Annotated in this window: 27 protein-coding genes (1 of these 27 only partly in view); 21 read left to right on the plus strand and 6 right to left on the minus strand. The window is 64.8% G+C overall.

The genetic code is table 11. The features are described from left to right. The first annotated feature begins 83 nt into the window (after positions 1-83). From EH240_RS16720 to EH240_RS16745, 6 genes are all read left to right on the plus strand, one after another. Positions 84-323, plus strand: coding sequence for a putative antibiotic biosynthesis monooxygenase (locus EH240_RS16720; RefSeq protein ID WP_125000058.1), 240 nt, complete (start codon positions 84-86; stop codon positions 321-323). A 156-nt stretch (positions 324-479) separates the two neighbouring features. Continuing rightward, positions 480-1,721, plus strand: coding sequence for a bifunctional glutamate N-acetyltransferase/amino-acid acetyltransferase ArgJ (gene argJ, locus EH240_RS16725; RefSeq protein WP_125000060.1), 1,242 nt, complete (start codon positions 480-482; stop codon positions 1,719-1,721). Beyond that, positions 1,721-2,500 carry a GNAT family N-acetyltransferase gene (locus EH240_RS16730; RefSeq protein WP_206075277.1) on the plus strand — a complete coding sequence of 260 codons (780 nt, stop codon included), beginning with the start codon at positions 1,721-1,723 and terminating at the stop codon, positions 2,498-2,500. Before argJ ends, EH240_RS16730 begins: the two co-directional genes overlap by 1 nt. Continuing rightward, on the plus strand, positions 2,497-2,919 hold the full coding sequence (locus EH240_RS16735; protein ID WP_125000062.1) for a (deoxy)nucleoside triphosphate pyrophosphohydrolase: 423 nt from the start codon (positions 2,497-2,499) through the stop codon (positions 2,917-2,919). Before EH240_RS16730 ends, EH240_RS16735 begins: the two co-directional genes overlap by 4 nt. Positions 2,920-3,114: 195 nt before the next feature. Next, the gene (locus EH240_RS16740; protein ID WP_125000064.1) at positions 3,115-3,432 is read left to right on the plus strand and encodes a hypothetical protein; all 318 of its coding nucleotides are present in this window, start codon (positions 3,115-3,117) and stop codon (positions 3,430-3,432) included. A gap of 111 nt (positions 3,433-3,543) precedes the next feature. Then, positions 3,544-3,726 carry a Flp family type IVb pilin gene (locus EH240_RS16745; RefSeq protein ID WP_125000066.1) on the plus strand — a complete coding sequence of 61 codons (183 nt, stop codon included), beginning with the start codon at positions 3,544-3,546 and terminating at the stop codon, positions 3,724-3,726. Between the two features lie 29 nt (positions 3,727-3,755). On the opposite strand, the gene EH240_RS16750 is transcribed toward EH240_RS16745, so the two are convergent. Further along, positions 3,756-4,628, minus strand: coding sequence for a methyltransferase domain-containing protein (locus EH240_RS16750; protein ID WP_125000068.1), 873 nt, complete (start codon positions 4,626-4,628; stop codon positions 3,756-3,758). A 64-nt stretch (positions 4,629-4,692) separates the two neighbouring features. On the opposite strand from EH240_RS16750, the gene EH240_RS16755 reads away from it, so the two are divergent. The 4 genes from EH240_RS16755 (at position 4,693) to EH240_RS16770 (ending at position 7,124) form a co-directional block, all read left to right on the plus strand. Continuing rightward, positions 4,693-5,493, plus strand: a complete 801-nt coding sequence (locus EH240_RS16755) for a ComF family protein (RefSeq protein WP_125000069.1) — start codon at positions 4,693-4,695, stop codon at positions 5,491-5,493. 76 nt (positions 5,494-5,569) lie between these two features. Next, positions 5,570-5,839: a glutaredoxin 3 gene (grxC, locus tag EH240_RS16760; protein WP_125000071.1), complete on the plus strand. Its 270-nt coding sequence runs from the start codon at positions 5,570-5,572 to the stop codon at positions 5,837-5,839. A gap of 2 nt (positions 5,840-5,841) precedes the next feature. Continuing rightward, the gene (locus tag EH240_RS16765; RefSeq protein WP_125000073.1) at positions 5,842-6,702 is read left to right on the plus strand and encodes a carbon-nitrogen hydrolase family protein; all 861 of its coding nucleotides are present in this window, start codon (positions 5,842-5,844) and stop codon (positions 6,700-6,702) included. Beyond that, complete coding sequence (locus EH240_RS16770; protein WP_125000075.1) at positions 6,699-7,124, plus strand: DUF1178 family protein; 426 nt, start codon at positions 6,699-6,701, stop codon at positions 7,122-7,124. The genes EH240_RS16765 and EH240_RS16770 overlap by 4 nt, the downstream gene beginning before the upstream one ends. A gap of 140 nt (positions 7,125-7,264) precedes the next feature. Here EH240_RS16770 and EH240_RS16775 read toward each other — a convergent pair whose 3' ends face one another. Beyond that, entirely contained in the window at positions 7,265-7,750 is a 486-nt protein-coding gene (locus EH240_RS16775; protein ID WP_125000077.1) for a MarR family winged helix-turn-helix transcriptional regulator, read from the minus strand. 102 nt (positions 7,751-7,852) lie between these two features. Between EH240_RS16775 and EH240_RS16780 the strand changes: the two genes are divergently transcribed. Further along, positions 7,853-8,767, plus strand: a complete 915-nt coding sequence (locus tag EH240_RS16780) for a DMT family transporter (RefSeq protein WP_125000079.1) — start codon at positions 7,853-7,855, stop codon at positions 8,765-8,767. A gap of 24 nt (positions 8,768-8,791) precedes the next feature. Here the strand turns inward: EH240_RS16780 and ubiG are convergent, their stop codons facing one another. Beyond that, complete coding sequence (gene ubiG / locus EH240_RS16785; RefSeq protein ID WP_125000081.1) at positions 8,792-9,541, minus strand: bifunctional 2-polyprenyl-6-hydroxyphenol methylase/3-demethylubiquinol 3-O-methyltransferase UbiG; 750 nt, start codon at positions 9,539-9,541, stop codon at positions 8,792-8,794. 213 nt (positions 9,542-9,754) lie between these two features. Here ubiG and EH240_RS16790 point away from each other — a divergent pair, with 213 nt between their 5' ends. Then, a complete protein-coding gene (locus EH240_RS16790) occupies positions 9,755-10,318 on the plus strand; it encodes a putative glycolipid-binding domain-containing protein (protein ID WP_167484045.1) in 564 nt (187 codons plus the stop codon). Positions 10,319-10,343: 25 nt separating this feature from the next. Here EH240_RS16790 and EH240_RS16795 read toward each other — a convergent pair whose 3' ends face one another. Next, on the minus strand, positions 10,344-10,643 hold the full coding sequence (locus EH240_RS16795; protein ID WP_125000083.1) for an antibiotic biosynthesis monooxygenase family protein: 300 nt from the start codon (positions 10,641-10,643) through the stop codon (positions 10,344-10,346). Positions 10,644-10,865: 222 nt separating this feature from the next. On the opposite strand from EH240_RS16795, the gene EH240_RS16800 reads away from it, so the two are divergent. The 8 genes from EH240_RS16800 (at position 10,866) to EH240_RS16835 (ending at position 22,898) form a co-directional block, all read left to right on the plus strand. Continuing rightward, the gene (locus EH240_RS16800) at positions 10,866-12,119 is read left to right on the plus strand and encodes an aspartate kinase (protein ID WP_125000085.1); all 1,254 of its coding nucleotides are present in this window, start codon (positions 10,866-10,868) and stop codon (positions 12,117-12,119) included. Positions 12,120-12,202: 83 nt separating this feature from the next. Next, positions 12,203-14,473, plus strand: coding sequence for a phosphoenolpyruvate--protein phosphotransferase (gene ptsP, locus EH240_RS16805; protein WP_125000087.1), 2,271 nt, complete (start codon positions 12,203-12,205; stop codon positions 14,471-14,473). Positions 14,474-14,482: 9 nt separating this feature from the next. Further along, the gene (prfA, locus tag EH240_RS16810; RefSeq protein WP_125000089.1) at positions 14,483-15,562 is read left to right on the plus strand and encodes a peptide chain release factor 1; all 1,080 of its coding nucleotides are present in this window, start codon (positions 14,483-14,485) and stop codon (positions 15,560-15,562) included. Next, a complete protein-coding gene (prmC, locus tag EH240_RS16815) occupies positions 15,555-16,424 on the plus strand; it encodes a peptide chain release factor N(5)-glutamine methyltransferase (protein ID WP_125000091.1) in 870 nt (289 codons plus the stop codon). The genes prfA and prmC overlap by 8 nt, the downstream gene beginning before the upstream one ends. Before the next feature lie 320 nt (positions 16,425-16,744). Next, positions 16,745-17,740, plus strand: coding sequence for a DUF4167 domain-containing protein (locus tag EH240_RS16820; protein ID WP_125000093.1), 996 nt, complete (start codon positions 16,745-16,747; stop codon positions 17,738-17,740). Between the two features lie 422 nt (positions 17,741-18,162). Further along, positions 18,163-20,769: an ATP-dependent chaperone ClpB gene (gene clpB / locus EH240_RS16825; RefSeq protein ID WP_125000095.1), complete on the plus strand. Its 2,607-nt coding sequence runs from the start codon at positions 18,163-18,165 to the stop codon at positions 20,767-20,769. Between the two features lie 120 nt (positions 20,770-20,889). Then, positions 20,890-21,249, plus strand: a complete 360-nt coding sequence (locus EH240_RS16830; RefSeq protein WP_125000097.1) for an MmcQ/YjbR family DNA-binding protein — start codon at positions 20,890-20,892, stop codon at positions 21,247-21,249. Positions 21,250-21,386: 137 nt separating this feature from the next. Beyond that, positions 21,387-22,898: a L,D-transpeptidase family protein gene (locus EH240_RS16835; RefSeq protein ID WP_125000099.1), complete on the plus strand. Its 1,512-nt coding sequence runs from the start codon at positions 21,387-21,389 to the stop codon at positions 22,896-22,898. A 23-nt stretch (positions 22,899-22,921) separates the two neighbouring features. Here the strand turns inward: EH240_RS16835 and EH240_RS16840 are convergent, their stop codons facing one another. Continuing rightward, positions 22,922-23,416: a TMEM175 family protein gene (locus EH240_RS16840; RefSeq protein ID WP_245436119.1), complete on the minus strand. Its 495-nt coding sequence runs from the start codon at positions 23,414-23,416 to the stop codon at positions 22,922-22,924. 249 nt (positions 23,417-23,665) lie between these two features. On the opposite strand from EH240_RS16840, the gene EH240_RS16845 reads away from it, so the two are divergent. Then, complete coding sequence (locus EH240_RS16845) at positions 23,666-25,219, plus strand: MFS transporter (RefSeq protein WP_125000101.1); 1,554 nt, start codon at positions 23,666-23,668, stop codon at positions 25,217-25,219. 56 nt (positions 25,220-25,275) lie between these two features. Here EH240_RS16845 and EH240_RS16850 read toward each other — a convergent pair whose 3' ends face one another. Next, positions 25,276-26,628: the 3' portion of a M23 family metallopeptidase gene (locus tag EH240_RS16850; RefSeq protein WP_125000202.1), read on the minus strand. The gene runs 627 nt beyond the window's last position; 1,353 of the gene's 1,980 nt are visible here — the last part of the coding sequence; its start codon lies beyond the right edge, outside the window; the stop codon is at positions 25,276-25,278.

A 26,628-nucleotide genomic window follows, 5' to 3' on the forward strand; every position in this document is an offset into this window, starting at 1 on the left:
CGGAGATCATACAGGTGTTCTTGACGAAACGAAACGGTTCGTTTTATATAACGGAACGTTTCGTAACGATAAGGAGAAAACCAATGCCTTCGACCGGTGCCACCACGCGGTTCTCGCGGCCCCGTTTTGCCCTTCTGGTGCTGCTTGGCGTTTATCCGTTGATTACCGCTATTCTGTACGTGATCTTTCCGCTGACGGTGGACTGGCAGATCTGGCAGCGCACGCTGGTGATCGCCCCGCTGATGGTCGCTATCATGATTTGGGGATTGATCCCGGGTGTGCAGAAGATCTTTCGGGAGTTCCTGAACCCAGCCAGCCGGTGATCGACCTCACTTTGAATCGAAGGATCGCCGCCGACGGATTCGTTCACAGGAGCAGCGGTTCGCGAACCTCGCGACAGGCGCGAAAACGCCTTGCGCCAGCGCGTTCTATCGGGCAAACCGGCGTTTCCTTTGCGATTTCCGCCGCCCGAGGTCTCCATGTCCGCAACGATTTCGCCGCTTGCGCCGAAGAAATACCCCAAGATGCCGGTCATCGAGGGCGTGCGCATCGCCACCGCCGAGGCCGGGATCAAATACCGGAATCGCACCGATCTGCTTGCCATGGTCTTCGATCCCGGCACGGCCGTCGCCGGTGTCTTCACCAAGTCGAAATGCCCTTCGGCGCCGGTCGATTACTGCCGCCAGAACCTGCCCGCCGGCAAGGCGCGTGTGCTGGTGGTCAATTCCGGCAATGCCAACGCCTTCACAGGCAGGAAGGGCAAGGCATCGACCGCGCTGACGGGCGAGGCGGCGGCGAAGGCCGCCGGATGCTCGACAAGCGAAGTGTTCCTGGCCTCGACCGGGGTCATCGGCGAGCCGCTCGACACCAACAAATTCAGCCATCTGCTCGCCGGCCTGGTGAAGGACGGCAATCCGGACCTGTGGACCGAGGCGGCCAAGGCCATAATGACCACGGACACCTATCCGAAGGTGGCAACCCAGACGGTGAAGCTCGGCGACGCCGACGTGACCATCAACGGCATTGCCAAGGGCGCCGGCATGATCGCGCCCGACATGGCGACGATGCTCTCCTTCATCGCCACCGACGCGCCGATCGCAGCACCGGTGCTGCAGGATCTGCTGTCGCGCGGCACGGCCAAGACCTTCAACGCCGTCACCGTCGACAGCGACACCTCGACCAGCGACACGCTGCTCATCTTTGCCACAGGCGCAGCCGGCAAGCGCGGCGCTCAGGCGATCAGCGATCCGAAGGATGCGCGGCTCGGTGCCTTCCGCCGCGCGCTCGGCAAGGTGCTGAAGTCGCTGGCGCTGCAAGTGGTGCGCGACGGCGAGGGCGCGCGCAAGCAAGTCGAGGTCACCGTCACCGGCGCCAAGTCGGCCCGATCGGCCAAGCGCATCGCGCTTTCGATCGCCAATTCGCCGCTGGTCAAGACGGCGGTTGCCGGCGAGGACGCCAATTGGGGCCGTGTCGTCATGGCCGTCGGCAAGGCCGGCGAGCCGGCCGACCGCGATCGCCTGTCGATCTGGTTCGGGGACAACCGGCTGGCGCATGAGGGCGAGCGCGATCCGGGCTACTCCGAGGAAGCGACCTCGGCCTACATGAAGCGCGACGATATCCGCATCCGGGCCGACATCGGCATCGGCCGCGGCAAGGCGACGGTGTGGACCTGCGACCTCACCAAGGAATATGTCGCCATCAATGGCGACTACCGGAGTTGATGGCGCCGGTGTCCGGACATCCGGCAAGCGTGCTCGCGATCGTGCGCCGCTACGAGGCGGCGGGTTTTCGCGCCTGGCCGGCGGCGGCCGTCCACTACGACGGGACATGGGTGGTGCGGCTGACGGCCGGCCATCCGGCCAAGCGCCTGAACTCGGTCAATCCGCTCGATCCGGGCGACACCCAGCACGTTGCCGAACGCATCGGCCGCGCCAGCCGCCGCTTCGACGCCTATGGCCGGCCGCTGACCTTTCGCATGTCGCCGCTTTCGGGGCAGGTGCTGTCGAAGCATCTCGACGAGGCGGGCTGGAGCCGGTTCGACGAATCGTTGGTGATGCGGCTGCCGCTCAAGGAAGCGCAACTCGACACCGCGATGGACCAGATCCCGCTGAAGGACATCAGCCGCTTCATCGGCGCGGCGATCAAGACGAACGACTCGGACGTCTCGCTGCGGCCCGGCCTGTCGGAGGTCATCGGCGCCATCCAGCCGGAAGCGGGGCTGTTTGCGCTCGAAGACGGGAACGAGGCGCTGGCGACGCTGGTCTGCGTCCATGACGGCGACCTCGCCGGACTTTTCGAGGTCGCTACCGAAAAGTCGGCGCGCAACAAGGGCCATGGCCGCAACCTCATCCTGTCGGCGCTGAAATGGGCGCGGCTGCGCAGCGCGCGCGAGGCCTGGCTACAGGTCGAGGCCGGCAATGTTGCGGCGCTGTCGCTCTACCGATCGCTCGGCTTCGAGGAAGTCTACCGATACCACTATCGACGGCCGCCGGGCGCATGAGCGAGATCAAGCCAGCCGGAAAGCGCCTGCTGCTCGTCGCTGCCTGCGCGCTGGTCGACGCCGATCGGCGCGTGCTTCTGGCGCAGCGCCCCGAGGGCAAGCAACTTGCCGGCCTTTGGGAGTTTCCGGGCGGCAAGGTCGAGCCCGGCGAGACGCCAGAGGAATGCCTGGTGCGCGAGCTGCATGAGGAGCTCGGCATCGAGACCGAGATCACTTGCCTCGCGCCACTCACCTTCGCCAGCCACAGCTACGATGATTTCCACTTGCTGATGCCGCTTTATGTCTGCCGTCGGTTCCGAGGCATCGCGCAGCCGAAGGAAGGGCAGGGGCTGAAATGGGTCAGGCCGCGCCAGATGCGCGACTACCCGATGCCGCCGGCGGACGCGCCGCTGATCCAGTTCCTCATCGATCTCTTGTGATCGTCAGAGCAATTCAGCGTTTTTTGAATTGCTCCCGTTTCCGGACGGAAAACCGCTGCACACTTTCCCTGAGATTGCTCCAAGCCGTCGTTGCCTCGTCTGATTTATGCAGCGTTAATGGAAGATTTATCTCGACATGGAAGATTGAGGCAAAATCGTCCGCGCGGCGGCATGCCGATTGTTTGGAGCCATTCCATGAGCATCGAGAGAGAGTGGGACTCGATCCGGCCCGATCATAGCTTCCGTGCCGTCGATGCCGGCATGGGCATTTTGCGGATCACCTTGCTTTTCGGGTCGGCCGCGGTGGCGCTAGCGTTGATCGCGACGCCTTTGCTCGACAGCCAGACGCGGTCGCAGAGCGTGGGCGACAGTTGGGCCGGGGGGCTCGACATGACCAGCACCGGCTCGATCGGCCACCGCAACACCTACACGCTGCGGCGCAGCGTGCTGCAGCCGCTGCCAAGTTCCATCTGCGTGATCCGCAACGATGGCAGCCGCCACGGCGACTGCTGATTGGTTAATAAATTCCGCGAGAAGTGGCTATTTCACCCCCCGTTAAGCTTTTGCCGTTAACCTTTCTTAACAGGTAGGCCCTATGGTTCTCGTCAAGAGGGATCGACGACCATGAAAAACCTGCTGCAGCAATTCCTACAGGATGAAACGGGCGCCACAGCCATAGAATATGGCCTGATCGTCGCAGTGCTGTCGCTTGCAATCGTCGGCGGCGTTGGCAGGGCTGCCGATGCGCTCCAGTGGCTGTTCTCCGACAACAACAGCAGACTTGCCAACGCCTTTGCCCAGCACTGACCGCGCCGGTCAGGCCCGGCGCGGACCGCTCAATGCCCCGCCGGATTCTCCAGGATCGTCTTCAGCGAGACTTTGGCCGAGCCAGGCTTAAGCGGCTTTTGCTGTGAGGCGTCAGGCGCCCAGCCGGACATCCACACGATCGAAAAGCTCGCCCGGATGCGGCCGTCCGGATCTGAAAACCGTTCGGCATAAATTTCGGCGGCGCGGGCGAACAGCCGTCTGGTGGCCGGACGCCGGCTGCGGTCGAAAAGCGGGCTGGTCTCGCCCATGGCGCGCAGATCGGCGGCAAGGCCGAACAGCGAATCATAGCGCACCGTGACCGTCTCGACGTCGGCGACCGGCAGCGCCAGGCCGGCACGCTGCAGCAGCGCGCCGGCGTCGCGCACATCGGTGAACGGCAGGACGCGAGGGCTCGCGCCACCATAAAGCTCGGTCTCGGCGGCCAGCAGGCTTTGGCGCAGCTCCGCAAGTGTGCCGGCTCCGGCCAAAGCGCCGAGGAACAGCCCGTCGGGCTTCAGCGCGCGCCGAATCTGCGCCAACATGCCGGGGATGTCGTTCATCGCCTGCAGCGACAGCAGCGAGACGACGAGATCGAGGCTTCCTGCTTCGAACGGCACGGTTTCCGCCGGGGCGACGACGCCAGTTTCGCCGGCAAGGAAGGCGTCATCCGTCTCCACGCGAACGATGTCGGCCACCTTGCCACTGGAGGCGAGCACCCTGGTCGCGGCCGCCGTCTGGCAAAACAGCGCCGCCGCCTTGCCGAACCTGCGCTCGACCGCGCCCAGCCGGTCGGCAAGGTCCTCCGCCGCCCGCCGCATCAGGAAATCGGCGCCGTCGACGGGGTGCATGAGCGCCCGGCGCTTATGCGCAAGCCAGAGCTGCGTGTCGATCAAGGGCTGCAATGGGCTATTCCTGTTGTCTGCGCATGCCGGACCGATGCTATGGTGGCGCGGGGTTTCATCTCACGTGGCCGATCCGGTGCGCAAGATCAAGACCGTTGCGATCAAGGACATGGCGCGGCTGGCGCTGGGCTGGCCGGCGCGCCTGTTGTTTCCGCCGGTCTGCGCCGGCTGCCGGCGTCATGTCTCGCAGCCCGGCGTGCTGTGCGGCGCCTGCTGGCCGAAGCTCCGGCTGCTGGAGAAGCCCTGGTGTCCGGTTATGGGCACGCCTTTCACCCATGACATGGGCGAGGGTTTTCTCTCCGCCGAGGCGATCGCCGATCCGCCGCCTTTCGAGCGGGCGCGGGCAGCGGTCGTCTATTCAGGGGTTGCGCGCCAGATGGTGCAAGGGCTGAAATACCAGGATCGTACGGATCTCGCGCCATGGATGGCGCGCTGGATGATGCGCGCCGGCGCCGAACTGATCGCCGAAGCCGACGTGGTGGTGCCGGTGCCGCTGCACTGGCGGCGGTTCTTGCGCAGACAGTTCAACCAGTCCGCCGAGCTGGCGCGGGCGGTGTCGAAGCTCAGCGGCCTGCCTTTCTCGCCGGCGGCGGTGAGACGCGTGAAGCTCACCCGCCAGCAGGTCGGGCTGGAGCGGCACGAGCGCGAGGAGAATGTGCGCGCCGCTTTCCGTGTCCCGCCCGAGGCCGAAATCGAGATCGCCGGCCGCAGGGTGCTCGTCATCGATGACGTCTTCACCACCGGCGCCACCGTGCGCGCAGTGGCCAAGGCGCTGAAGAAGGGCGGCGCCGGAGCGGTCGACGTGCTGACCTTCGCCCGCGTCCTGCCGGGGGACTTTCGGGCCGATGAGTCCGCGACTATATAGGACTTGATTGTTGTTTTTGGTGCAGGTTGCTTTCGCACAACCATTGGGCGACATGCACAGGCAGGATTGCTGATCGATGGTCGATGTGACGATCTACACCCGGATGATGTGCGGCTATTGTACGGCCGCCAAGCGGCTGCTCGAGCGCAAGGGTGTGGCCTACACCGAGCACGACGCGTCGTTCTCGCCGGAATTGCGCCAGGAGATGATTTCGCGGGCGCATGGGCGAACCACCTTTCCGCAGATATTCATCGGCGACACGCATGTCGGCGGCTGCGACGACCTCCATGAACTGGAGTCGCAGGGCCGGCTGGACGTGCTGCTTGCCAACGGAGCGAGGGTTTGATCATGGGCGTTTTCAAGGCTGCGGCGGTGCAGATGCGTTCGGGGACCAGCCCGGAGCGCAACGCGGCCGACATGGAAAGGCTGGTCCGCGAGGCCGCAAGGCAGGGCGCCACCTATGTCCAGACGCCGGAAATGACCGGCGCGCTCATCCGCGACAAGCAGGCGGGCGCCGCCGCCTTCACCACCGAGGACAAAGACATCGTCGTTTCGACGGCGCGGAAACTGGCCAACGAGCTCGGCATCTATCTGCATGTCGGCTCGACGGCCATCCTGCGCGCCGACGGCAAGCTCGCCAACCGCGCCTTCCTGTTTGCGCCCGATGGCGCCACGATCGCCAATTACGACAAGATCCACATGTTCGATGTTGACCTCGACAGTGGCGAAAGCTGGCGCGAATCCGCCTCCTATGAACCGGGAACAGAGGCCGTCGTCACCTCGATCAATGGCGCGAGGCTGGGCTTTGCCGTTTGCTACGACCTGCGCTTCCCGCAGTTGTTCCGCGCCGAGGCGCTGGCCGGCGCCGACGTGCTGTCGGTGCCCGCCGCCTTTACCCGCCAGACCGGCGAGGCGCACTGGCATGTGCTGCTCAGGGCACGCGCGATCGAGAACGGCGCCTATGTCATCGCTGCCGCGCAAGGCGGCCTGCATGAGGACGGCCGCGAGACCTACGGCCATTCGTTGATCGTCGACCCGTGGGGGCGCATCGTCGCCGAGGCCGCGCATGACGAGCCGGGCGTGATCGTCGCCGAGATCGATCCGGCGCAGTCTTCGGCCGCGCGCCGCAAGATTCCCAATCTCAAGAATGCGCGGGATTTCGCCGTCAATGCCGGCGAGGCGCCGCGCCTCAGGGGTGCAGCCTCTTGATCCGCTTTTCGCTTATCTGTGAGCACGAGCACGAGTTCGAAGCCTGGTTCCGCAGCAACGACGACTTCGACACGCAGAAGAAGCGTGGTTTCGTCGATTGTCCGGCCTGCGGCTCGCACAAGATCGAGAAGGCGCTGATGGCTCCGGCCGTTTCCACCTCGCGCAAGCAGGAAAAGATGGCGCTCGCCATGGGCGAGGCGCAGAAGCAGGCGCTGGCGCAGCTCAAGGCGCTCGCCGACAAGGTGCGCGAGAACGCCGACTATGTCGGCGACAAGTTCGCCGAGGAAGCGCGCAAGATCCATTTTGGCGAGAGCGATCCGCGCGGCATCTATGGCGAGGCGACGCCGGAGGAGGCGCAAAGCCTCGCCGAGGACGGCGTCGAATTCATCCCGATACCGAGCTTTCCGGAGGACCGGAACTAAGGTCGTTGAGATTCACGTGATGCCGGCCTGCAAACGCCGGCCTTCTGCGCTTCCGGTGCTCACAGACCTGAATGTCCGCTCCGCTCCGGTTCTCGAAGGCCACCGTTTTCGGCGCGGCCTGACCTGAATCTCAACACACCTTAGCCCAGGCTTCCGATCAGTTTTTTCAGCAGTGTTGCGAGCATTTTCCGATCCTCTGGCGTCAGGCCGGCGAGGATCTGATGCTCATTGGCGACGTGGGCAGTAAGCGCCTCGTCGACCAGCGCAAGACCTTTGGCTGTGAGCTGAACCACGATGCCACGGCGGTCGCTCGGATGCGGCGCGCGCTGGATCAGGCCGGCCTTTTCCAGCCGGTCGAGCCGGGCGGTCATGGCGCCCGACGTGACCATCGTCGCCTCGTAAAGTTCCGTCGGCGTCAGCGCGTAGGGAGAGCCCGAGCGGCGCAATGTCGCCAGCACGTCGAATTCGCCGGACTGCAGGCCGAAGCGGGCGAAGAGCGGTGCGAGACGGTCGCGCGCGATCAGCGAGGACGCCTCATTCAGGCGGCCGATCACGCCCATCGGCGAGACGTCGAGATCCGGCCGCTCCTTCCGCCATTGCTCGATCGCCCTCGCCGCACGGTCCATGTGCTTCACCGCAAAGTATCTTTACATTAAGAATCTTTGCGTTATCTTACCCCAAGTTAGAGTGGCCGCCAAGCTCGGCCTCGCGGCGACAGGATCACGCGGATGAAATTACTCTGGGATTCGGCACTGGGCCTTCTGATCGTCACCGGTGGCTTGCTCGGCATGACGCTGCCCTTCGGCAAGCTCGCGACCGCCGCCGGCGTGCCGGCCATGGTCTGGGCTTTCGTCATCTCGCTCGGCGCCGGCGGTGTGCTGTTGCTGGCTCTCCTGCTGCGCGGCGAGCGCATTCGGCTGACGGCGCACAAGCTGCGCTATTTCTTTGTCACCGCAGCGGTATCCTACGCCTTTCCTAATCTCTTGATGTTTTCGGCCATCCCGCATCTCGGCGCTGGGTACACCGGCATCATGTTCACGCTTTCGCCGGTCATCACGCTGGTGTTCTCGATCCTGCTCGGCGTCCGGCGTCCCAACCTGCTCGGTGTCGTCGGCATTGCCGTCGGCTTCATCGGTGCGGTCATGGTCGCGCTGACGCGCGGCGAGGCCGGCCAACCGGCCGATTATTTCTGGGTGGCGATCGGGCTGCTGATCCCGGTCAGCCTCGCCGCCGGCAACATCTACCGCACCGTCGACTGGCCGGAGGGCACCGGTCCGATCGAACTCGCCGTCGGCAGCCATCTGGCATCGGCGACCTTGCCTCTCGTCGGCATCCTGACGCTGTTCGGCTGGCAAGCGCTTGCTCCACTCGGCGGTGTGCCGCTAGTGGTCGCCGGGCAGGTGGCGTCGGCTTCGGCGATGTTTGCCTTCTTCTTCCGGCTGCAGGCGGTCGGCGGGCCGGTCTATCTCAGCCAGATCGGCTATGTGGCGGCAGCGGTCGGGCTTTTTGCCGGCACGATCTTCCTCGGCGAGCACTATCAGCTGCTGACCTGGCTGGGCGCCGCCATCATCACCGCCGGCGTGTTCATCACCACCAAGGCGCAGAGCCAGCCAAGCATGAAGATGCAAAGCCAGGCGGCTTAGGCACGAACGCTTCAGGTTGGCCGATCAGACCGAAGCTTTCTCGGCCAGCACCATGTAGTTGACGTCCATGTCCCTGGACTTCTGCCAGCGGTCCGCCAGCGGATGATAGATGACGCCGGTGCGGTCGATGACCGTGAGCCCCGCCGCGCCGAGTGCCTTTGCCAGCTCCTCGGGCCGCACCAGCTTGCCGAACTCATGGGTGCCGCGCGGCAGCCAGCGCAGCACATATTCGGCGCCGATGATGGCAAGGCCAAGCGCCTTCAGCGTGCGGTTGATGGTGGCCACGAACATGATGCCGCCGGGCCGGACCATCTCACTGCATTTGGCGACGAACAGATCGACATCGGCGACATGCTCGACCACTTCCATGTTGAGGATGACGTCGAACGTCTCGCCGGCGTCGGCCAGCGCCTCGGCCGTGGTGGCGCGGTAGTCGACGCTGACGCCGGCCTCCGCCGCGTGCAGCCTGGCGACCTCGATGTTGGTGGCCGACGCATCCGCGCCGACCACCTCGGCGCCAAGCCGCGCCATCGGTTCGCACAAAAGCCCGCCGCCGCAGCCGATGTCGAGGAAGCGCAGGCCCTCGAACGGCCTGGCCGCGCGCGGATCGCGGCCGAAGCGGCTCGCCACCTGGTCGCGGATATAGGCAAGCCGCACGGGGTTGAACTTGTGCAGCGGCCGGAACTTGCCGTTCGGGTTCCACCATTCGGCGGCAAGGGCGGAGAAGCGCTCGACTTCTCCTGCATCGATGGTCGATCGACGGGGCTCAGGCATGGGCGGGTCTCCTCGAACGCTAGGAAGTCGGGTTCTCGGCGAAGAAAGTCAAGGCAGGTTTTTCCACTCCCGGCAGAGAGGAGGCCGGGCGGTGGCGCTTTCCTGACATCGCGGGTTGGTTTGTCAGCATGTGGCGGCTTGATAAGCCCCCTGATGAAACAGGGCCGCCCTTGCGGGCGAAAGACAGGCATCGTTCTTGAAAGGAGCATCACGATGCGAACCGTGGCCTCGATCCTTTGGCGCCGGCTCGACCAGGAAGGTCATGATGGCTGTCTGCTTGCCAAGACAGGCGACGGCTGGAGCCTGAAAGGGCAGGCCGTGTTCCTGCAAGGAGGCGCGCCGTGCGGGATTTCCTATGAGATCCACTGCGATGCCGGATGGCGGACCCGCGCCGCGTGCGTTGCAGGATTTCTTGGCGGCGACGCGCTCCATTATCGGATCGAGAAGCTTGGCGACGGCGGCTGGATGCTCAACGGCCGGGAGCAAACGCAGGTGGCCGACCTTGTCGATCTCGATCTTGGTTTCACACCCGCTTCGAACCTCCTGCCGATCCGACGCCTCGATCGTCGGCCCGGCATTTCGACGCCTGCTCCCGCAGCCTATCTGGCCTTTCCCGAGCTAAGGCTCGAACGTCTCGACCAGACCTACCGCCGCCTCGATGACACCCGCTGCGCCTATGCCGCGCCGAAATTCGGCTACGACGAGGTGTTGGAGATCTCGCCGTCCGTCCTCGTTGCCGACTATCCGGGTCTTTGGAGAGCCGTCGCGCTGAACTGAGCGGCTCCGGCATCGGCCTGCCTCGCTAAGGCATCGACACCGCAACAGCGGCATGGCTCATGGCGACGCTGGCCGGCTCGATCGCCTGCATCGCCTCGCAATCGCCGATCTCGGCCATGATGCGCTCAGCCGCGGCCCGGGCCTGCTCTAGGCTCCGCCAGCGCACGACGTCGATCCAGTTTCCATCCTCGCGCTTGCCGAGATGGCGGCTGAGAAAGCCGGGCTGGCACGCGAGCCAGTCGGTGACGACGCCGTTGTTGGCGACAAAGTCGGCCTCAGCCTCCGGCTTGAGGCGGAAGCTGACGATTTCCAGCGTCTCTGTCATGAAATTCCTCCATGCGGTGCGTTTGCCTCGACCTTATCGCACGAAGGTCGCAGGAATCTGTCAGGAGACCTCGAACCCGGCCGGAGCCCCCTTATCCCGCCATCGCTTGCGAAGCTTGGCTGTTTTGGCTAAGGAGGCCGCGATTTCCGCGGCTCGGCCTTGCCGGGCGCATGTTTTCGTTTCCGGCCCTGAGCCGGCCTCAGTCAAAGGCATCTAGCTTCCATGGCGCGCATCGTGATGAAATTCGGCGGAACCTCGGTCGCCGACATCGCCCGCATCCGCAATGTGGCGCGTCATGTCAAACGCGAGGTCGATGCCGGCCACGACGTCGCCGTGGTGGTTTCGGCCATGGCCGGCAAGACCAATGAGCTGGTCGCCTGGACGCGTGAGGCCTCGCCCATGCACGATGCGCGCGAATACGACGCCGTGGTCGCCTCCGGCGAGCAGATCACGGCCGGCCTGTTGGCGATCGCCCTGCAGAACATGGGCGTCCACGCCCGCTCCTGGCAAGGCTGGCAGATCCCGATCAAGACCGACAACGCCCATGGCGCGGCGCGCATCCTTGACATCGACGGCGCGTTCCTGATCAAGCGCTTCGGCGAAGGCCAGGTGGCGGTCATTGCCGGTTTCCAGGGCATCGGGCCGGACAACCGCATCGCAACGCTCGGCCGCGGCGGTTCCGACACCAGCGCGGTGGCGATCGCGGCCGCGGTCAAGGCCGACCGCTGCGACATCTATACCGATGTCGACGGCGTCTACACGACCGACCCTCGCATCGAGCCGAAAGCGCGGCGGTTGGCCAAGATTTCGTTCGAGGAAATGCTCGAGATGGCCTCGCTCGGCGCCAAGGTGCTGCAGGTGCGGTCGGTCGAGCTTGCCATGGTGCACAGGGTGCGTACCTTTGTGCGGTCGTCCTTCGACGATCCCGACGCGCCCGGAATGGGGGATTTGCTCAATCCGCCCGGAACGCTTATTTGCGACGAGGAAGAGATCGTGGAACAGCAGGTCGTCACCGGAATTGCCTACGCCAAGGACGAAGCGCAGATTTCGCTGCGCCGCGTCGGCGACCGCCCAGGCGTCGCCGCCGGCATCTTCGGCCCGCTGGCCGAGGCCAACATCAATGTCGACATGATCGTCCAGAACATCTCCGAGGACGGCAAGTTCACCGACATGACCTTCACGGTGCCTTCCGGCGACGTCGACAAGGCGCTGGCGGTGCTCGAGCGGCTGAAGGCCGATGTCGGCTACGACGTGGTGCAATCGGAAGCCGGCATGTCGAAGGTCTCGGTCATCGGCATCGGCATGCGAAGCCATGCCGGCGTCGCCGCCACCGCCTTCAAGGCGCTGGCCGACAAGGCGATCAATATCCGGGCGATCACGACGTCCGAGATCAAAATCTCGATACTGATCGACGGTCCCTACACGGAACTTGCAGTTCGTACTTTGCATTCCGTCTACGGGCTCGATAAGCAGTAGCAAGAACTGAGTCAGTTGTTGCGTGAGCGCCGGCCGCGGGAGAAACTGCGGCGGGCAACGTGCCCATTGGAGAAGAAGCCGCGATGCGTGATACGGCCGGCGGCCCGCGCGTTCTGCTGAAACGGCTCCGCGAGCTCATGCAGGAGCCGCTGGAGCCGCAGGAGCGGCTCGACCGTATCGTGCGCGACATCGCCTCTAACATGGTCGCCGAGGTGTGCTCGCTCTATGTGCTGCGCGCCGATTCGGTGCTCGAGCTCTACGCCACCGAAGGCTTGAACCCGAAGGCCGTCCACCTTGCGCAGCTCAGGCTCGGCCAGGGCCTGGTCGGCACGATCGCCGCCAGCGCGCGGCCGCTCAACCTCTCCAACGCGCAGGAACACCCGGCCTTCGCCTACCTGCCGGAGACGGGCGAAGAGATCTACAACTCCTTCCTCGGCGTGCCGGTGCTGAGGGCAGGGCGCACGCTGGGCGTGCTGGTGGTGCAGAACAAGACCATGCGCCACTATCGCGACGACGAGGTCGAGGCGCTGGAAACGACGGCGATGGTGATCGCCGAGATGATCGCCACCGGCGATCTCGCGCGCCTCACCAGGCCGGGGCTCGAGCTCGACCTCAGCCGGCCGGCAAGCTTCACCGGCCTTTCCTTCAACGAGGGCGTCGGGCTCGGCCATGTCGTGCTGCATGAGCCGCGCATCGTCGTCACCAACCTGTTCAACGAGGACAGCGAAGAGGAGGTCCGCCGCCTCGACCGGTCGCTCGGTTCGCTGAGGCTGTCGATCGACGACATGCTGGAGCGCCGCGACGTCGCCTTCGAGGGCGAGCATCGCGAGGTGCTCGAGGCCTATCGCATGTTCGCCAACGACCGCGGCTGGGTGCGCCGACTGGAAGAGGCGATCCGCAACGGCCTGACGGCGGAAGCCGCGGTCGAGAAGGTGCAGAGCGATATGCGCGCGCGCATGCTGCACATGACGGACCCCTATCTGCGCGAGCGGATGAGCGATTTCGACGACCTGGCCAACCGGCTGCTCCGCCAGCTGATGGGGCGCGGGCCGGAGGATGTCGCGGCCTCGCTGCCCAAGGACGCCATCATCGTCGCCCGCTCGATGGGTGCCGCCGAACTGCTCGACTATCCCAGGGACAAGCTGCGCGGCCTGGTGCTGGAGGACGGTGCCGCGACCAGCCATGTCGTCATCGTCGCGCGCGCCATGGGCATCCCGGTCGCAGGCCAGGTCAAGGGAGCCGTCTCCATGGCGGAAAACGGCGACGCCATCATCGTCGACGGCGAGGAAGGCACCATCCATCTGCGGCCGCAGTCCGATCTCGAGGCTGCCTATGCCGAAAAGGTCCGCTTCAGGGCGCGGCGGCAGGAGGTCTACCGCGAGCTGCGCAAGAAGCCGTCGCTGACCAAGGACGGGGTCCCGGTCGATCTCCTGATGAATGCCGGCCTGGCGGTCGATCTGCCGCAGCTTTCGGAATCGGGGGCCGCCGGCATCGGCCTGTTCCGCACCGAATTGCAGTTCATGGTCGCCTCGACCTTCCCGCGCGCCGAGGCGCAGGAGCGGCTCTACCGCGACGTGCTCGAGGCCGCGCGCGGCAAGCCGGTCACCTTCCGCACCATCGATATCGGCGGCGACAAGGTGCTGCCCTATTTCAAGGGCGCGCTGCAGGAGGAGAATCCGGCGCTCGGCTGGCGGGCGATCCGGCTCACGCTTGACCGTCCCGGCTTGCTCAGGACCCAGATCCGCGCGCTGCTCAAGGCCTGCGGCGGACGCGAACTGAAGCTGATGCTGCCGATGGTGACCGAGCTTTCAGAGATCGCGCAGGCGCGCGAGATCATCGACCGCGAAGTCCGGCATCTGTCGCGTTTTGCGCATCATTTGCCGACCAGCCTCAAGCTGGGGGCGATGCTGGAGGTGCCGTCGCTGCTCTTCCAGCTCGACGAATTGATGAAGGCGGTCGACTTCGTCTCGGTCGGTTCCAACGACCTCTTCCAGTTCATCATGGCCGTGGACCGCGGCAACACCCAGCTTGCCGACCGCTTCGACACGCTGTCGGCGCCGTTCCTGCGCGCCTTGAAGCAGATCGCCGATGCCGGCGCGCGCAACCATACGCCGGTGACGCTTTGCGGCGAGCTGGCGGGCAAGCCGATCTCGGCAATGGCGCTCATCGGCCTCGGCTTCCGCTCGATCTCGATGTCGCCGGCCTCGATCGGCCCGGTCAAGGCGATGCTGACCGAGCTGCCGCTGGCGGAGCTGGAAGCCTTCTTCAAGGACAATCTGATGGCGCCCGCCCAAGGGACGCCTATGCGGGCGCTGCTGCAGGCCTTTGCCGACGATCGCTCCATTCCGCTATAGCATTCTGCCATGATCAACCTGCCCCGCGACCGTATGGATCAAGTCGTCAAGCGTTTCGACATGCTCGAGGCGCAGATGTCGGCCGGGCCGTCGGCCGATACCTATGTCAAGATGGCTTCGGAATATGCCGACATCCAGGAGATGGTCGGCAAGATCCGGGCGCTGCGCGCCGCCGAGCAGGAACAGGCCGATCTCGAAGCGATGCTCGCCGACAAGGCCACCGACGCCGACATGCGGGCGCTGGCCGAGGCCGACCTGCCGGAGGTTGAGGAGCGCATCGAGGCGCTGCAGAAGGACATCCAGATCCTGCTTCTGCCCAAGGACGCCGCCGACGACAGGAACGCCATCCTCGAGATCCGCGCCGGCACCGGCGGCGACGAGGCGGCCTTGTTCGCCGGCGATCTGTTTCGCATGTATGAGCGCTATGCCGCCTCGCGCGGCTGGCGTTTCGAGGTCGTTTCGGCCAGTGAAGGCGAGGTCGGCGGCTACAAGGAAGTCATCGCCTCGGTGTCAGGCAAGGGCGTTTTCGCGCATCTGAAATTCGAATCCGGCGTGCACCGCGTGCAGCGCGTGCCGGAAACCGAGGCCGGCGGGCGCATCCATACCTCGGCCGCGACGGTGGCCGTGCTGCCCGAGGCCGAGGAGGTCGATATCGATATCCGGCCCGAGGACATCCGCATCGACACGATGCGCGCCTCCGGCTCCGGCGGCCAGCACGTCAACACCACGGATTCGGCGGTGCGCATCACCCATCTGCCGACCGGCATCATGGTGGTGCAGGCGGAGAAGTCGCAGCACCAGAACCGGGCGCGCGCCATGCAGATTTTACGCGCGCGGCTCTATGATCTGGAGCGTACCCGGGCGGATGATGAGCGCTCGTCGTCGCGAAAATCGCAGGTCGGCTCGGGCGACCGGTCGGAACGCATCCGCACCTATAATTTCCCGCAGGGACGCGTCACCGACCACCGTATCAACCTCACCCTCTACAAGCTCGACCGGGTGATGATGGGCGAGCTTGACGAAGTTATCGACGCACTGATCGCCGACCATCAGTCGAAGCTGCTCGCCGACATGGGCATTGATGGCTGATCTTTTGCCCGCAGCGCTCGGGCCGCTGCTGCGCGCGGCGAGGGAGCGGCTCACCGCCGCCGGCATCGCCGATGCAGTGCTCGATTCCAGGCTGATCGTCGAGCATTTTTCCGGCACGACCCGCGCCGATGCCATCGCCGAGCCCGGTCATCCGGTCGATGCAAAGGCTTTGGCCGCGATCGAGGCGGCCCTGAGACGTCGCGTCGCAGGCGAGCCGGTGCATCGTATCCTTGGGTATCGCGAGTTCTACGGGCTGCGGCTGTCGCTTTCGGCGGACACGCTGGAGCCGCGTCCGGACACCGAGACGCTGGTCGATGCTGTCTTGCCCTTCGCCAAGGCAACGGCCGAAAGACTTGGCGAATGCCGTATCCTCGATCTCGGCACCGGAACCGGCGCCATCGCGCTGGCGCTGCTCAGCGCGGTTCCGGCCGCGACGGCGACCGGCGTCGATATTTCCCCCGGCGCGCTGGCGACCGCCACGCGAAACGCCGAGGATCTAAGGCTCGGCGGGCGCTTCAAAGCCTTGCATTCCAACTGGTTTGAAAAAGTTTCGGGCCGATACCATGTAATTGTTGCGAACCCTCCCTATATACCCACCGGAGACATCGAAAATCTGCAGGCCGAGGTCCGCGATTTCGATCCACGCCGAGCCCTCGATGGCGGTGTGGACGGTCTGATCCCCTACAGGATCATCGCCGGAGAGGCGGAAGGGTTTCTGGAAGCACAGGGCAAGGTAGCAGTCGAGATCGGCTACACGCAGCAAAGCGAGGTCACAGCTATCTTCGCTGGAGCCGGCTACAGGCTGGTGGAGGTGCGGCGCGATCTCGGCGGAAACGACAGGGTTCTGGTGTTCGAGCGTTGAAAGCGTTGAAACGCCTGATGCAGTGCGAAAAAAGCGCTTGGCAACATTAGGGAATGCAGCTAGGTTCCGGCTTGACCGGATGAGACGAAGCAGGCAGTGCTCTTAGCGATTCGGTTTTCCTTGGAAATAGCTGCCTCCTTGCGTAAACGACGCCCATGCTTCGTGCGGGAATCGTCCGGCAAGTGATGTAACCGGAACAGGATGGCACGTGGCGCCAACGCAATCGATGCGGGCGAACGCCGGTGAAAAAACGAAACGGTTGGCCGCATGAGTGCCACCGTTCGCGAAGAGTTTTAGAAAATTCACATGAAGAGAGTCGAATGAGGCCACAACAGCAGAACAGGCGCATGCGCGGTCGCAACAACAATGGCGGCGGTGGCAACAACAACCGCAAGGGACCCAATCCCCTGACGCGCAACTACGAGAGCAACGGTCCGGACGTGAAGATCCGCGGATCGGCTCAGCAGATCGCCGAAAAATACGCCACCCTAGCCCGAGACGCGCAAAGCTCCGGCGACCGGGTGATGGCGGAGAACTATCTCCAGCACGCCGAACACTACAACCGCATCATTGCCGCCGCTCAAGCGCAGATGCCGATCCAGAACGCCCAGCAGAACCGCGACGATTTCGACGACGACCTCGATGAGGATCGCGACGAGTTCGACACCGCCGCCAATGCTGGCGAGGCGCAGGCCGCGGCGAACGGTTCCGGGCCGCAGCCGGTGATCGAAGGCACGCCGGCCGAACTGGCCTACAACCAGGAAAACGGCCGCGACAACAACCGGCGCGACAACAACGGCCGCGACCGGCATCGTGACCGCCGTAATGGCGGCTATGGCCAGCACGGTCAGAGTGGCCAGCGCGGCGACAATGGCCAGCGTGATGGGGGCCAGCGCGGTGAGGGCCAGCGCGGCGAGGGCCAGCGCGGCGAGCATGGCAGCCAGCAGATCGACCAGAACCGCCGCAGCGAGCCGCAGGCACAGCCGGAGGCTTCCGCCGAAGGCGGCTTCTCGGCCGAGCAGGCTCCGCTGTTCGACAGCTTCTCGCCGGCGGGTCTTGCCGCCCAGGCCGAGCGCAACGAAGCGGGCGCGGACAATGGCGGCGGGCGTCGGCAGAGACGTCCGCGTCGTGGTCGCGGCAGTGCCGAGCAGGGCAATGCCGACCAGACGGACAACCCCGCCGGTGACGCCGCGAACGACGGCAGTGATGCGGTCGTCGCCGCCACCGAAAAGGCAAGCGGGACGCCGAGCGAGAGCGGCGCCAGTGAGCCGGCAGGCGGCACCGGCGAGCCGGCTGTCGCAGACGCAAACGACTGATCGGGCCCATTTCCAGGTATTCGAACGGCGGAGAGAAATCTCCGCCGTTTTCGTTTGCGCGCCTAAAGCGCGTCGCGATCTTTCAGGTTCGCTTCTGCGCCAAGCGCTTTGTTTAGGCATGTCTTTATCCCGAAAAACCGGGTCGTACTTTCGGAATACATGCTCCAAAGCGCGTCGCGCTGAAACCGATTCAGGCGACGCGCTTTAAGTCTTGTTTTGACGCATGTCGTTCGCCCAAAACCGCTGCGCACTTTGGATGACATGCGGTAGAATATTCTGTGTCGACCGATATCAAAGCGTCTTGAGAGACTTGGGCCCATGCACCATATCTCGGCTGAACAGGGCCCGGCTCGAATGAGCGGGTCCGTCACCGCAATCTGATCCGGTGCCGCAAAGCGGGCCGGTGATGGAAGGAGACAGATATGAATCTTGAAAAATACTCGGAGCGCGTGCGCGGTTTCATCCAGTCCGCGCAGACCATGGCGCTCTCGCGCAACCACCAGCAATTCACCCCCGAACATATGCTCAAGGTGCTCGTCGACGATGACGAGGGCCTTGCTGCGTCCTTGATCGAGCGCGCCGGCGGCCGTGTCCGCGACGTCAAGCTCGGCGTAGAGGCGGCGCTCGAGGCAATGCCCAGGGTCGAAGGCGGCAACGGCCAGCTCTACCTCGCCCAGCCGCTTGCCAAGGTGTTCTCGACCGCCGAGGAACTGGCCAAGAAGGCCGGCGACAGCTTCGTCACCGTCGAGCGGCTGCTGCAGGCGCTTGCCATGGAGAAGTCGGCCAAGACTGCCGACATCCTGGCCAAGGCCGGCGTGACCGCGCAGGGGTTGAACCAGGTCATCAACGACGTCCGCAAGGGCCGCACCGCCGATTCGGCCAATGCCGAGCAGGGATATGACGCACTGAAGAAATACGCCCGCGACCTGACAGCCGACGCGCGTTCGGGCAGGCTCGATCCGGTCATCGGCCGCGACGACGAGATCCGTCGTACCATCCAGGTGTTGTCGCGGCGCACCAAGAACAATCCCGTGCTGATCGGCGAGCCCGGCGTCGGCAAGACGGCGATCGCCGAAGGCCTGGCGTTGCGCATCGTCAATGGTGACGTGCCGGAATCGCTGAAGGACAAGCAATTGATGGCGCTCGACATGGGCGCGCTGATTGCCGGTGCCAAATATCGCGGCGAGTTCGAGGAGCGGCTGAAGGCCGTGCTGTCGGAAGTCACCTCCGCCGCAGGCGGCATCATTCTGTTCATCGACGAGATGCACACGCTGGTCGGTGCCGGCAAGGCCGACGGCGCGATGGACGCATCGAACCTTCTGAAGCCGGCGCTGGCGCGGGGCGAACTGCACTGCGTCGGCGCGACCACGCTCGACGAATACCGCAAGCATGTCGAGAAGGACGCCGCCCTTGCCCGCCGCTTCCAGCCAGTCTTCGTCGACGAGCCGACAGTCGAGGACACAGTCTCGATCCTGCGCGGCCTGAAGGAGAAATACGAGCAGCACCACAAGGTGCGCATTTCCGACTCGGCGCTGGTGTCGGCCGCGACGCTCTCCAACCGCTACATCGCCGACCGCTTCCTGCCGGACAAGGCGATCGACCTGGTCGACGAGGCCGCGTCGAGGCTGAGGATGCAGGTCGATTCCAAGCCCGACGCGCTGGACGAGATCGACCGCCGCATCATGCAGCTCAAGATCGAGCGCGAGGCGCTGAAGGTCGAGACAGACGAGGCCTCGAAGGATCGGCTTGCAAGGCTGGAGAAGGAACTGGTCGACCTCGAAGAGCAGTCGAGCGAGCTGACCGCGAAGTGGCAGGCCGAAAAGCATAAGCTCGGCCTCGCCGCGGACCTGAAGAAGCAGCTCGACGAGATGCGCAACGAGCTCGCCATCGCCCAGCGCAAGGGCGAGTTCCAGCGCGCCGGCGAGCTTGCCTATGGCAAGATCCCCGAGGTGGAGAAGAGGCTGAAGGAAGCCGAAGCCCAGGACGGCAAGGCCGGCATGGTGGAAGAGGTGGTCACGCCCGATCACGTCGCCTATGTCGTGTCGCGCTGGACCGGCATTCCGGTCGACAGGATGCTTGAGAGCCAGCGCGAGAAGCTGTTGCGCATGGAAGACGAGATCGGCGAGCGCGTCGTCGGCCAGGGCGAGGCGGTGCAGGCGGTCTCCAAGGCGGTGCGGCGCGCACGCGCCGGGCTGCAGGATCCGAACCGGCCGATCGGCTCGTTCATGTTCCTCGGTCCGACCGGCGTCGGCAAGACGGAGCTCACCAAGGCGCTCGCCAGCTTCCTGTTCGACGACGAGAACGCCATGGTGCGCATCGACATGTCGGAGTTCATGGAAAAGCACTCGGTCGCCCGGTTGATCGGCGCGCCTCCCGGCTATGTCGGCTATGAGGAAGGCGGCGCGCTCACCGAAGCGGTGCGGCGCCGGCCATACCAGGTCGTGCTGTTCGACGAGATCGAGAAGGCGCATCCGGACGTGTTCAACGTGCTCCTGCAGGTGCTCGACGATGGCCGGCTCACCGACGGTCAGGGCCGCACCGTCGACTTCCGCAACACGCTGATCGTCATGACGTCGAACCTCGGCGCCGAATATCTGGTCAATCTTCGTGACGACCAGGACGTCGATGCCGTGCGCGACGAGGTGATGGGCGTGGTGAGAGCCTCGTTCCGGCCTGAGTTCCTCAACCGCGTCGACGAGGTGATCCTATTCCACCGGCTGCGCCGCCAGGACATGGACCGCATCGTCGAGATCCAGCTCAAGCGGCTGGAGAACCTGCTTGTCGATCGCAAGATCACGCTGTCGCTGGATCACGACGCGATCGAGTGGCTGGCGGCCAAGGGTTACGATCCGGCCTATGGCGCCAGGCCGCTGAAGCGGGTGATGCAGAAGGAGCTGCAGGACCCGCTGGCGGAGAAGATCCTGCTCGGCGAAATCCTCGACGGCTCGACCGTCAAGGTTACCGCCGGCTCCGATCGCCTGAACTTCCGCTCGAAGCCGACCGTGGTGGCGGCCGAAGCCGCCGCCTGATTTCGAGTAAAACAAAATACCAGCAGCGCGTCGCACCGGCCGGTGCGGCGCGCTCTTGCTTTTCGACAGGGCCTTATTGCAAAACCGACCTTGATCACGGTTCCCGGAAGGCCGATTCCTATGAAGCTCGAGGACTACAACGGCTTCTGCGCCTCGCTGCCCGCCGCGACGCATGTCGTCCAGTGGGGCGGCGCCGATGTCTGGAAGGTCGGGGGCAAGGTGTTCGCGATCGGCGGCCACAACCGGGAGGGCCAAATCTTCGTCACCTTCAAATGCTCCGACATGGCCTTTGACGTGCTGAAGGAACAGCCGGGCTGCCGGCCCGCGCCCTATCTCGCCTCGCGCGGCATGAAATGGATCCAGCGCCAGACAAGCCAGAGCGTGGATGATGCGGCACTAAGGGACTATCTGCGCGAAAGCCACCGCCTGGTTGTGCTGAAGCTGACGAAACTGGCACGCAGCGAACTGGGGTTAGGCTGACATTCGATATCATTGTGAAACGCCGGAAATCCGCCATCTTCATGCCCGGTTCATGTTGGAACCTTAATTTTGGCAACTGGTTTGCTGGCGAAGGATTCGCCCGGCAAGACCTGAGTCGACCGGAGAGCCTGACCCACATGCTGCGCACGATCTTTTCCCTTTCGGCACTCGCGGCCGGGCTGGTGTCTTCCGGTGCGCTCGCGGCGCCGAGTGGAGAAGGTGCGCAGAAGACGGCTCGGCCTGCGCTGCATGGCGCGTTCGTGCTTGCCCAGGACGGCAATATCGACATCTATTACGATGCCAGGGGCAACCGGGTTCTGGTCGATGCCGACACCGGCAAGGTCATCGCCATCCAGCCGCCGCAGACCAGGCTCGACCGCCGGGCGCTTCGCCGGCAATTGCGGATGCAGGAACTTGGGCGCGCGCCCGTCGAGGACGACGACCGCTACTATCTCGACAATCCCGACGACATGGCCCGCTTCCGCCGCAAGCAGTTGGAAGAAGAGGGCAGGGTCATTCCGCCGCCGGTGGACGACCCCTATAACGACAATTCCGTCGACGCCTATCCGCCGGCGCCAAACGATGACGGTTTTGCCACCACCTATCCGGAGGCGCCAAATTCGGACACCATCAAGCGCCAGCCGCTGGACGAAGCATCGATCGAATCGGCGCAGCCAGGTCAGGGCGAAATGCTGCAAATCAATCCCGAGACGCAGGCCGCGCTGCCGCCGGAGATGGGCGGCAAGGCCGCCGTCGACCCGTCGCTGTCGCTCGGCGTGCGTCAGGACGTGGCGGAGCTGCAGGTGCTGCTCGACCGCGGCGGCGCTTCGCCGGGCGTCATCGACGGGCGCTTCGGCTCGAATGTCGACAAGGCCTTGGCCGCCTACAATCAGATCACCAGCAGCAATCTGAAATCGACCGACGCGGTCGGCATAAAGGCGGCGCTCGCCCAGTCGGGCGGCGACGCCTTCGCGTCCTACACGATCACGCCCGAGGACGCGGCCGGCCCCTATGTCGCTTCGATCCCGGAAGACTACAGCCAGAAGGCCAGGCTCGACCGCATGGGCTATACCTCGGTGACCGAGGCGCTGGCCGAACGCTTCCATATGGACGAAGGCTATCTGAAGTCGATCAACAAGGGCCTCGACTTCAATCGGCCCGGCACGATCATCAAGGTCGCCAATTTCGGCAAGCTGGTGTCGACGCCGGTTGCCCGCATCGTCGCCGACAAGGACAAGAAGGAAGTCTTCGCCTATGACGCGAGCGGCAAGCTGGTCGCGGCCTATCCCGCCACCATCGGCTCGGCCGACACGCCGTCGCCCACCGGCATACACACAGTGTCGCGCATCGCGCTCGATCCGAACTACACCTACAACCCTAGCATCAATTTCAAGCAGGGCCAGAACGACAAGATACTGACCATCCCGCCTGGGCCGAACGGTCCGGTCGGCTCGGTCTGGATCGCGCTGGACAAGCCGACCTACGGCATCCACGGAACGCCCGATCCTTCCAAGATCGGCAAGACCGAAAGCCATGGCTGTGTGCGATTGACCAATTGGGACGCGCGCGAGCTCGCCAATCTGGTGTCGCCTGGCGTCACCGTCGAGTTCGTCGGCGGATCGTCAGTCGATGATTTTGCGCAGCAATGAGCCGCGCAGCGCGGCGGCATAGATCAGCTGCACCAGCAGAATGAACCCGATGCTGAGCAACGGGGGTGATGAGGCAAAGCGCGGCGCCGATCGCCCAAAGCAACTGCGCGCTTGACGATGCGCTGATAGACGGTGCGCCGCGTTTGCGCATCGATGTCCTGCGCCAGCATGCCGTTCCTGTTGGCATACCACCAGCTCGCGAACAGCGTCACGCCGAGCATCAGAAGGTTCAGCCAGTAGACGAGCACCGCGACGCGGAATTCGAGGAAATCGGCGAGCAGGTCGGTGGAGAAAGGCAACAGCGCGATGAAGGCGAGAAAGCAGAGATTGAGCGTTGCAAGCCGCCGGTCCGATTTTGCGATCAGCCCATGCTGCGCTTGCTGGCCGAACCAGAAGATGGTCAGCGTCAGGAAGCTCAGCGCATAGGTCAGGAAACGCGGTGCGAGCGCGAGAACCGCCGCAAGCAGCTCACTCTCCGAATGCACCGCTTCATGCGACGGCACCCTGATCTCCAGCACGATCAGGGTGAGCGCGATGGCAAAGACGCCGTCGGTTATGCCGACGATGCGTCCCGCGCCCTTCGGCCGACGGTTCGAGCGGTCGCTTCATGATCTTCCCCTTTCATTGTGCCGGAGACTTAGCACGGCTTCTGCCGTTTGCACTTGGGCCGGCATGATCCTGCCCATCCGGTCAAGTTGAATCTGGTGTCAATGACTGCAACGCTCTGGCTCGTTGTTGCGCGCGCATGGGAGGTCTAAGCAAGGGCCATGAAATCTCCAGGCGAAGCCGCCGCGATTCCCCTGACCGGCTCGATCACGAACGGTACGTTCTGTCCGCAAAAGCGGCGCCGGTTCGTGCTTATCGCGGCGATCCTGGCATCGGCACTCGGCTTCATCGACGGTTCTGTCCTGGCGATCGCCATGCCGGCGCTGCGCGTCGATCTCGGCGCCAGCCTGGCCGAAGCGCAGTGGATCTCCAATGCCTACGCGCTGACATTGTCGGCGCTGATCCTGGCGGGCGGTGCCGCTGGCGACCGATTCGGCCTGCGGCGTGCATTCGTCACCGGCATCGCGCTCTTCATCGCCGCTTCGCTCGCCTGTGCGCTGGCGCCCAATCCGGCGGTGCTGATCGCGTTCCGCGCCATCCAGGGCATCGGCGCCGCCATCATGGTGCCGGGCAGCCTCGCCATCATCGCCAAGGCCTATCCGAAAAAGGAGCGCGGCCGGGCGATCGGCATCTGGGCGGCCGCCTCCGCGCTGACCACTGCGCTTGGGCCGGTGCTGGGCGGCTTCGTGCTGTCGACCTTCGGCAACGGCGTCTGGCGCGCGATCTTTGCCGTCAACCTGCCGCTCGGACTGGTCTCGATCTACCTGCTGCTGGCCAGGGTTCCCGCCGACGAGCCGACCGAAAAGCGCAGCCTCGACCTCGGGGGTGCGGCGCTCGCCACGCTCGCCTTCGGATCGCTGGCCTACGGGCTGACGGCGATGAACGCCGAAGGAGGAGGGATGATGTCCGGGCCGACGATCGTCGCCGGCGTGGTCCTGCTTTTCGTCTTCATCCTTTACGAGCGCCGGCGACGCGAGCCGATGATCGATCTCGGCCTGTTTCGCATCGGCGCTTTCGCCGGCGCCAATCTGGCGACCTTCTTTCTCTATTTCGCGCTGTCGGCGAACCTCTTCTACCTGCCGATGCTCCTGATCGCCGGCTGGGGACTGAACTCGGCCGAAGTCGGCTTCATCTTCCTGCCGTTGTCGGCGCTCATCGCGCTGCTGTCGGGGCCGGTCGGCCAATGGTCCGACCTGATCGGCCCGCGTCTGCCGATCGCCGTCGGCAGCCTCGTTGTCGCCATCGCCTTTGCTGGCATGGCCCTGCTCGCCAATGCCGGCATCCACCATTTCTGGACCGGCATCTTTCCGCTGATGGCCTTGATGGGGCTCGGCATGGCGCTCGTCGTGTCGCCGCTGTCGACGGCGGTCATGACCTCGGTGGAGGACAAGGACACGGGCGCGGCGTCCGGCATCAACAACGCCGTCTCGCGCGTCGGCGGGCTGATCGCGGTGGCGGCGATGGGCTCGCTCGCGGCCTTCGTCTATGCGCGATTGACCGGCAACCCTGCCGGCATCCCCGGTTTCGGAGAGCCGCCGACAACCGGGCTCGCGGCTGATCTCGACGCATTGAGGATTGCGGCGAGCGATTTGGCTTTTGCCGCGGTCGCCGCCGTCACGGCGTTGCTTTGCCTGCTGTCGTCGATCGTCGCCTGGCTCACCGTGCCTGGCCAGGCGCTGCCCTGGCCACGGCGAAGCGACGGTTCGCGCGATTAAAGCGGTTTTTACGCAATTCCGGGCGGAAAACCGCCACACACTTTTCCTGGAATTGCTCAGTTGGGAAGCTGCGACTCAGTCTTGGCGCTGGCGACCTTCAGCGAATTTCCGTCTTCCTGCTTGAGCAGGTCGTCGATGCGCTCGCGCTCGCGCTTGAAGGCGACGAGATCGTCGCCCTTCAGCACCTTGCCGACCGGCAGGCGCACACGCATCGAATCGACCTTGGTGCCGTTGACGATCAACTCGTAGTGAAGATGCGGGCCGGTCGAGAGACCGGTCTGGCCGAGATAGCCGATGATCTGGCCCTGGCGGACATGGACGCCGGGCTCGATGCCTTTGGCAAAAGCGCTCTGGTGATTGTAGGAGGTCTCATAGCCATTGGCATGGCGCAGGATGATCTGCTTGCCGTAGCCGCCGGCCCACCCAGCCTTCTCGACGACGCCATTGCCGGCGGCGATGATCGGCGATCCGATCGGAGCGGCCCAGTCGGTGCCGGTGTGCATGCGGACATAGCCAAGGATCGGATGCCGGCGGGCGCCGAAGCCGGAGGTGAAACGGCCATTTGGCAGTGGGTTGCGCAGCAGGAACTGCCTGGCGCTTGAGCCATTCTCGTCGAAATAGTCGACGCCGCCGTCCTGCATCTGGAAGCGGTAGAAGTTCTTTGTCTGCCCGCCGAAGGTCGCCGAGACATAGAGAAGCTCGGAATTGTCGGAGGTCTGGTCGTCGCCATCAGGCTGCGAGAACAGGACCTCGAGCCGGTCGGACGGCGAAAGCCGCGACTGGAAATCGACGTCCGAGGCAAGAAGCTTGATCAGCTTCTGCGTCATCGATTTCGACATGCCGTAGGAATAGGCGGTACGGTAGATGCCGTCATAGACGTTGGGCAGGTTGCCGCGCACCACCACCGGCTGCGAATCATCGAACGCCGTCAGCAGTTCGGGATTGGGCTCCGGCTCCTGCGCCGGCACGAACTGCCCGCGATCGTCGAGCGCGATGGTGACGATATGCGTGGTGCGGTCATAGACGCTGGTGCGGACCACCTTGGCGATGTCGCCGCGCACTTCTAGGCCGACGCGCAGCACCGTGCCGGCCTTGAGCGCCGTCGCGTTCAAAAGCTTGCCGATCGCCTCCGACATGCCGGTGGCGTCATTGCCGGTGTAGCCCGAATCGGCGAAGGCCTCGGCAATGTCGGTATCCTGGGTGAAAGGGATGATTTCCTCGGCAAAGGCCGGCGTCTGATCTTCGAGTGCAGCGCGCGCCGTCACCGAGACGTTCTCCGGCGTGATCTTGACGTCGTAAGAACCGGCCATGCTCTCGGCGAAGGCGTCGCCGAACCGTTGCGGGTCGACATAATGAAGCGCCGCAACCTGGACGGCGCCGTCGCTGAGAGCATGGCCGGCCTCGCGCAC

Source organism: Mesorhizobium tamadayense (assembly GCF_003863365.1).
In the GTDB taxonomy this organism is placed as follows: Bacteria; Pseudomonadota; Alphaproteobacteria; order Rhizobiales; family Rhizobiaceae; genus Mesorhizobium; species Mesorhizobium tamadayense.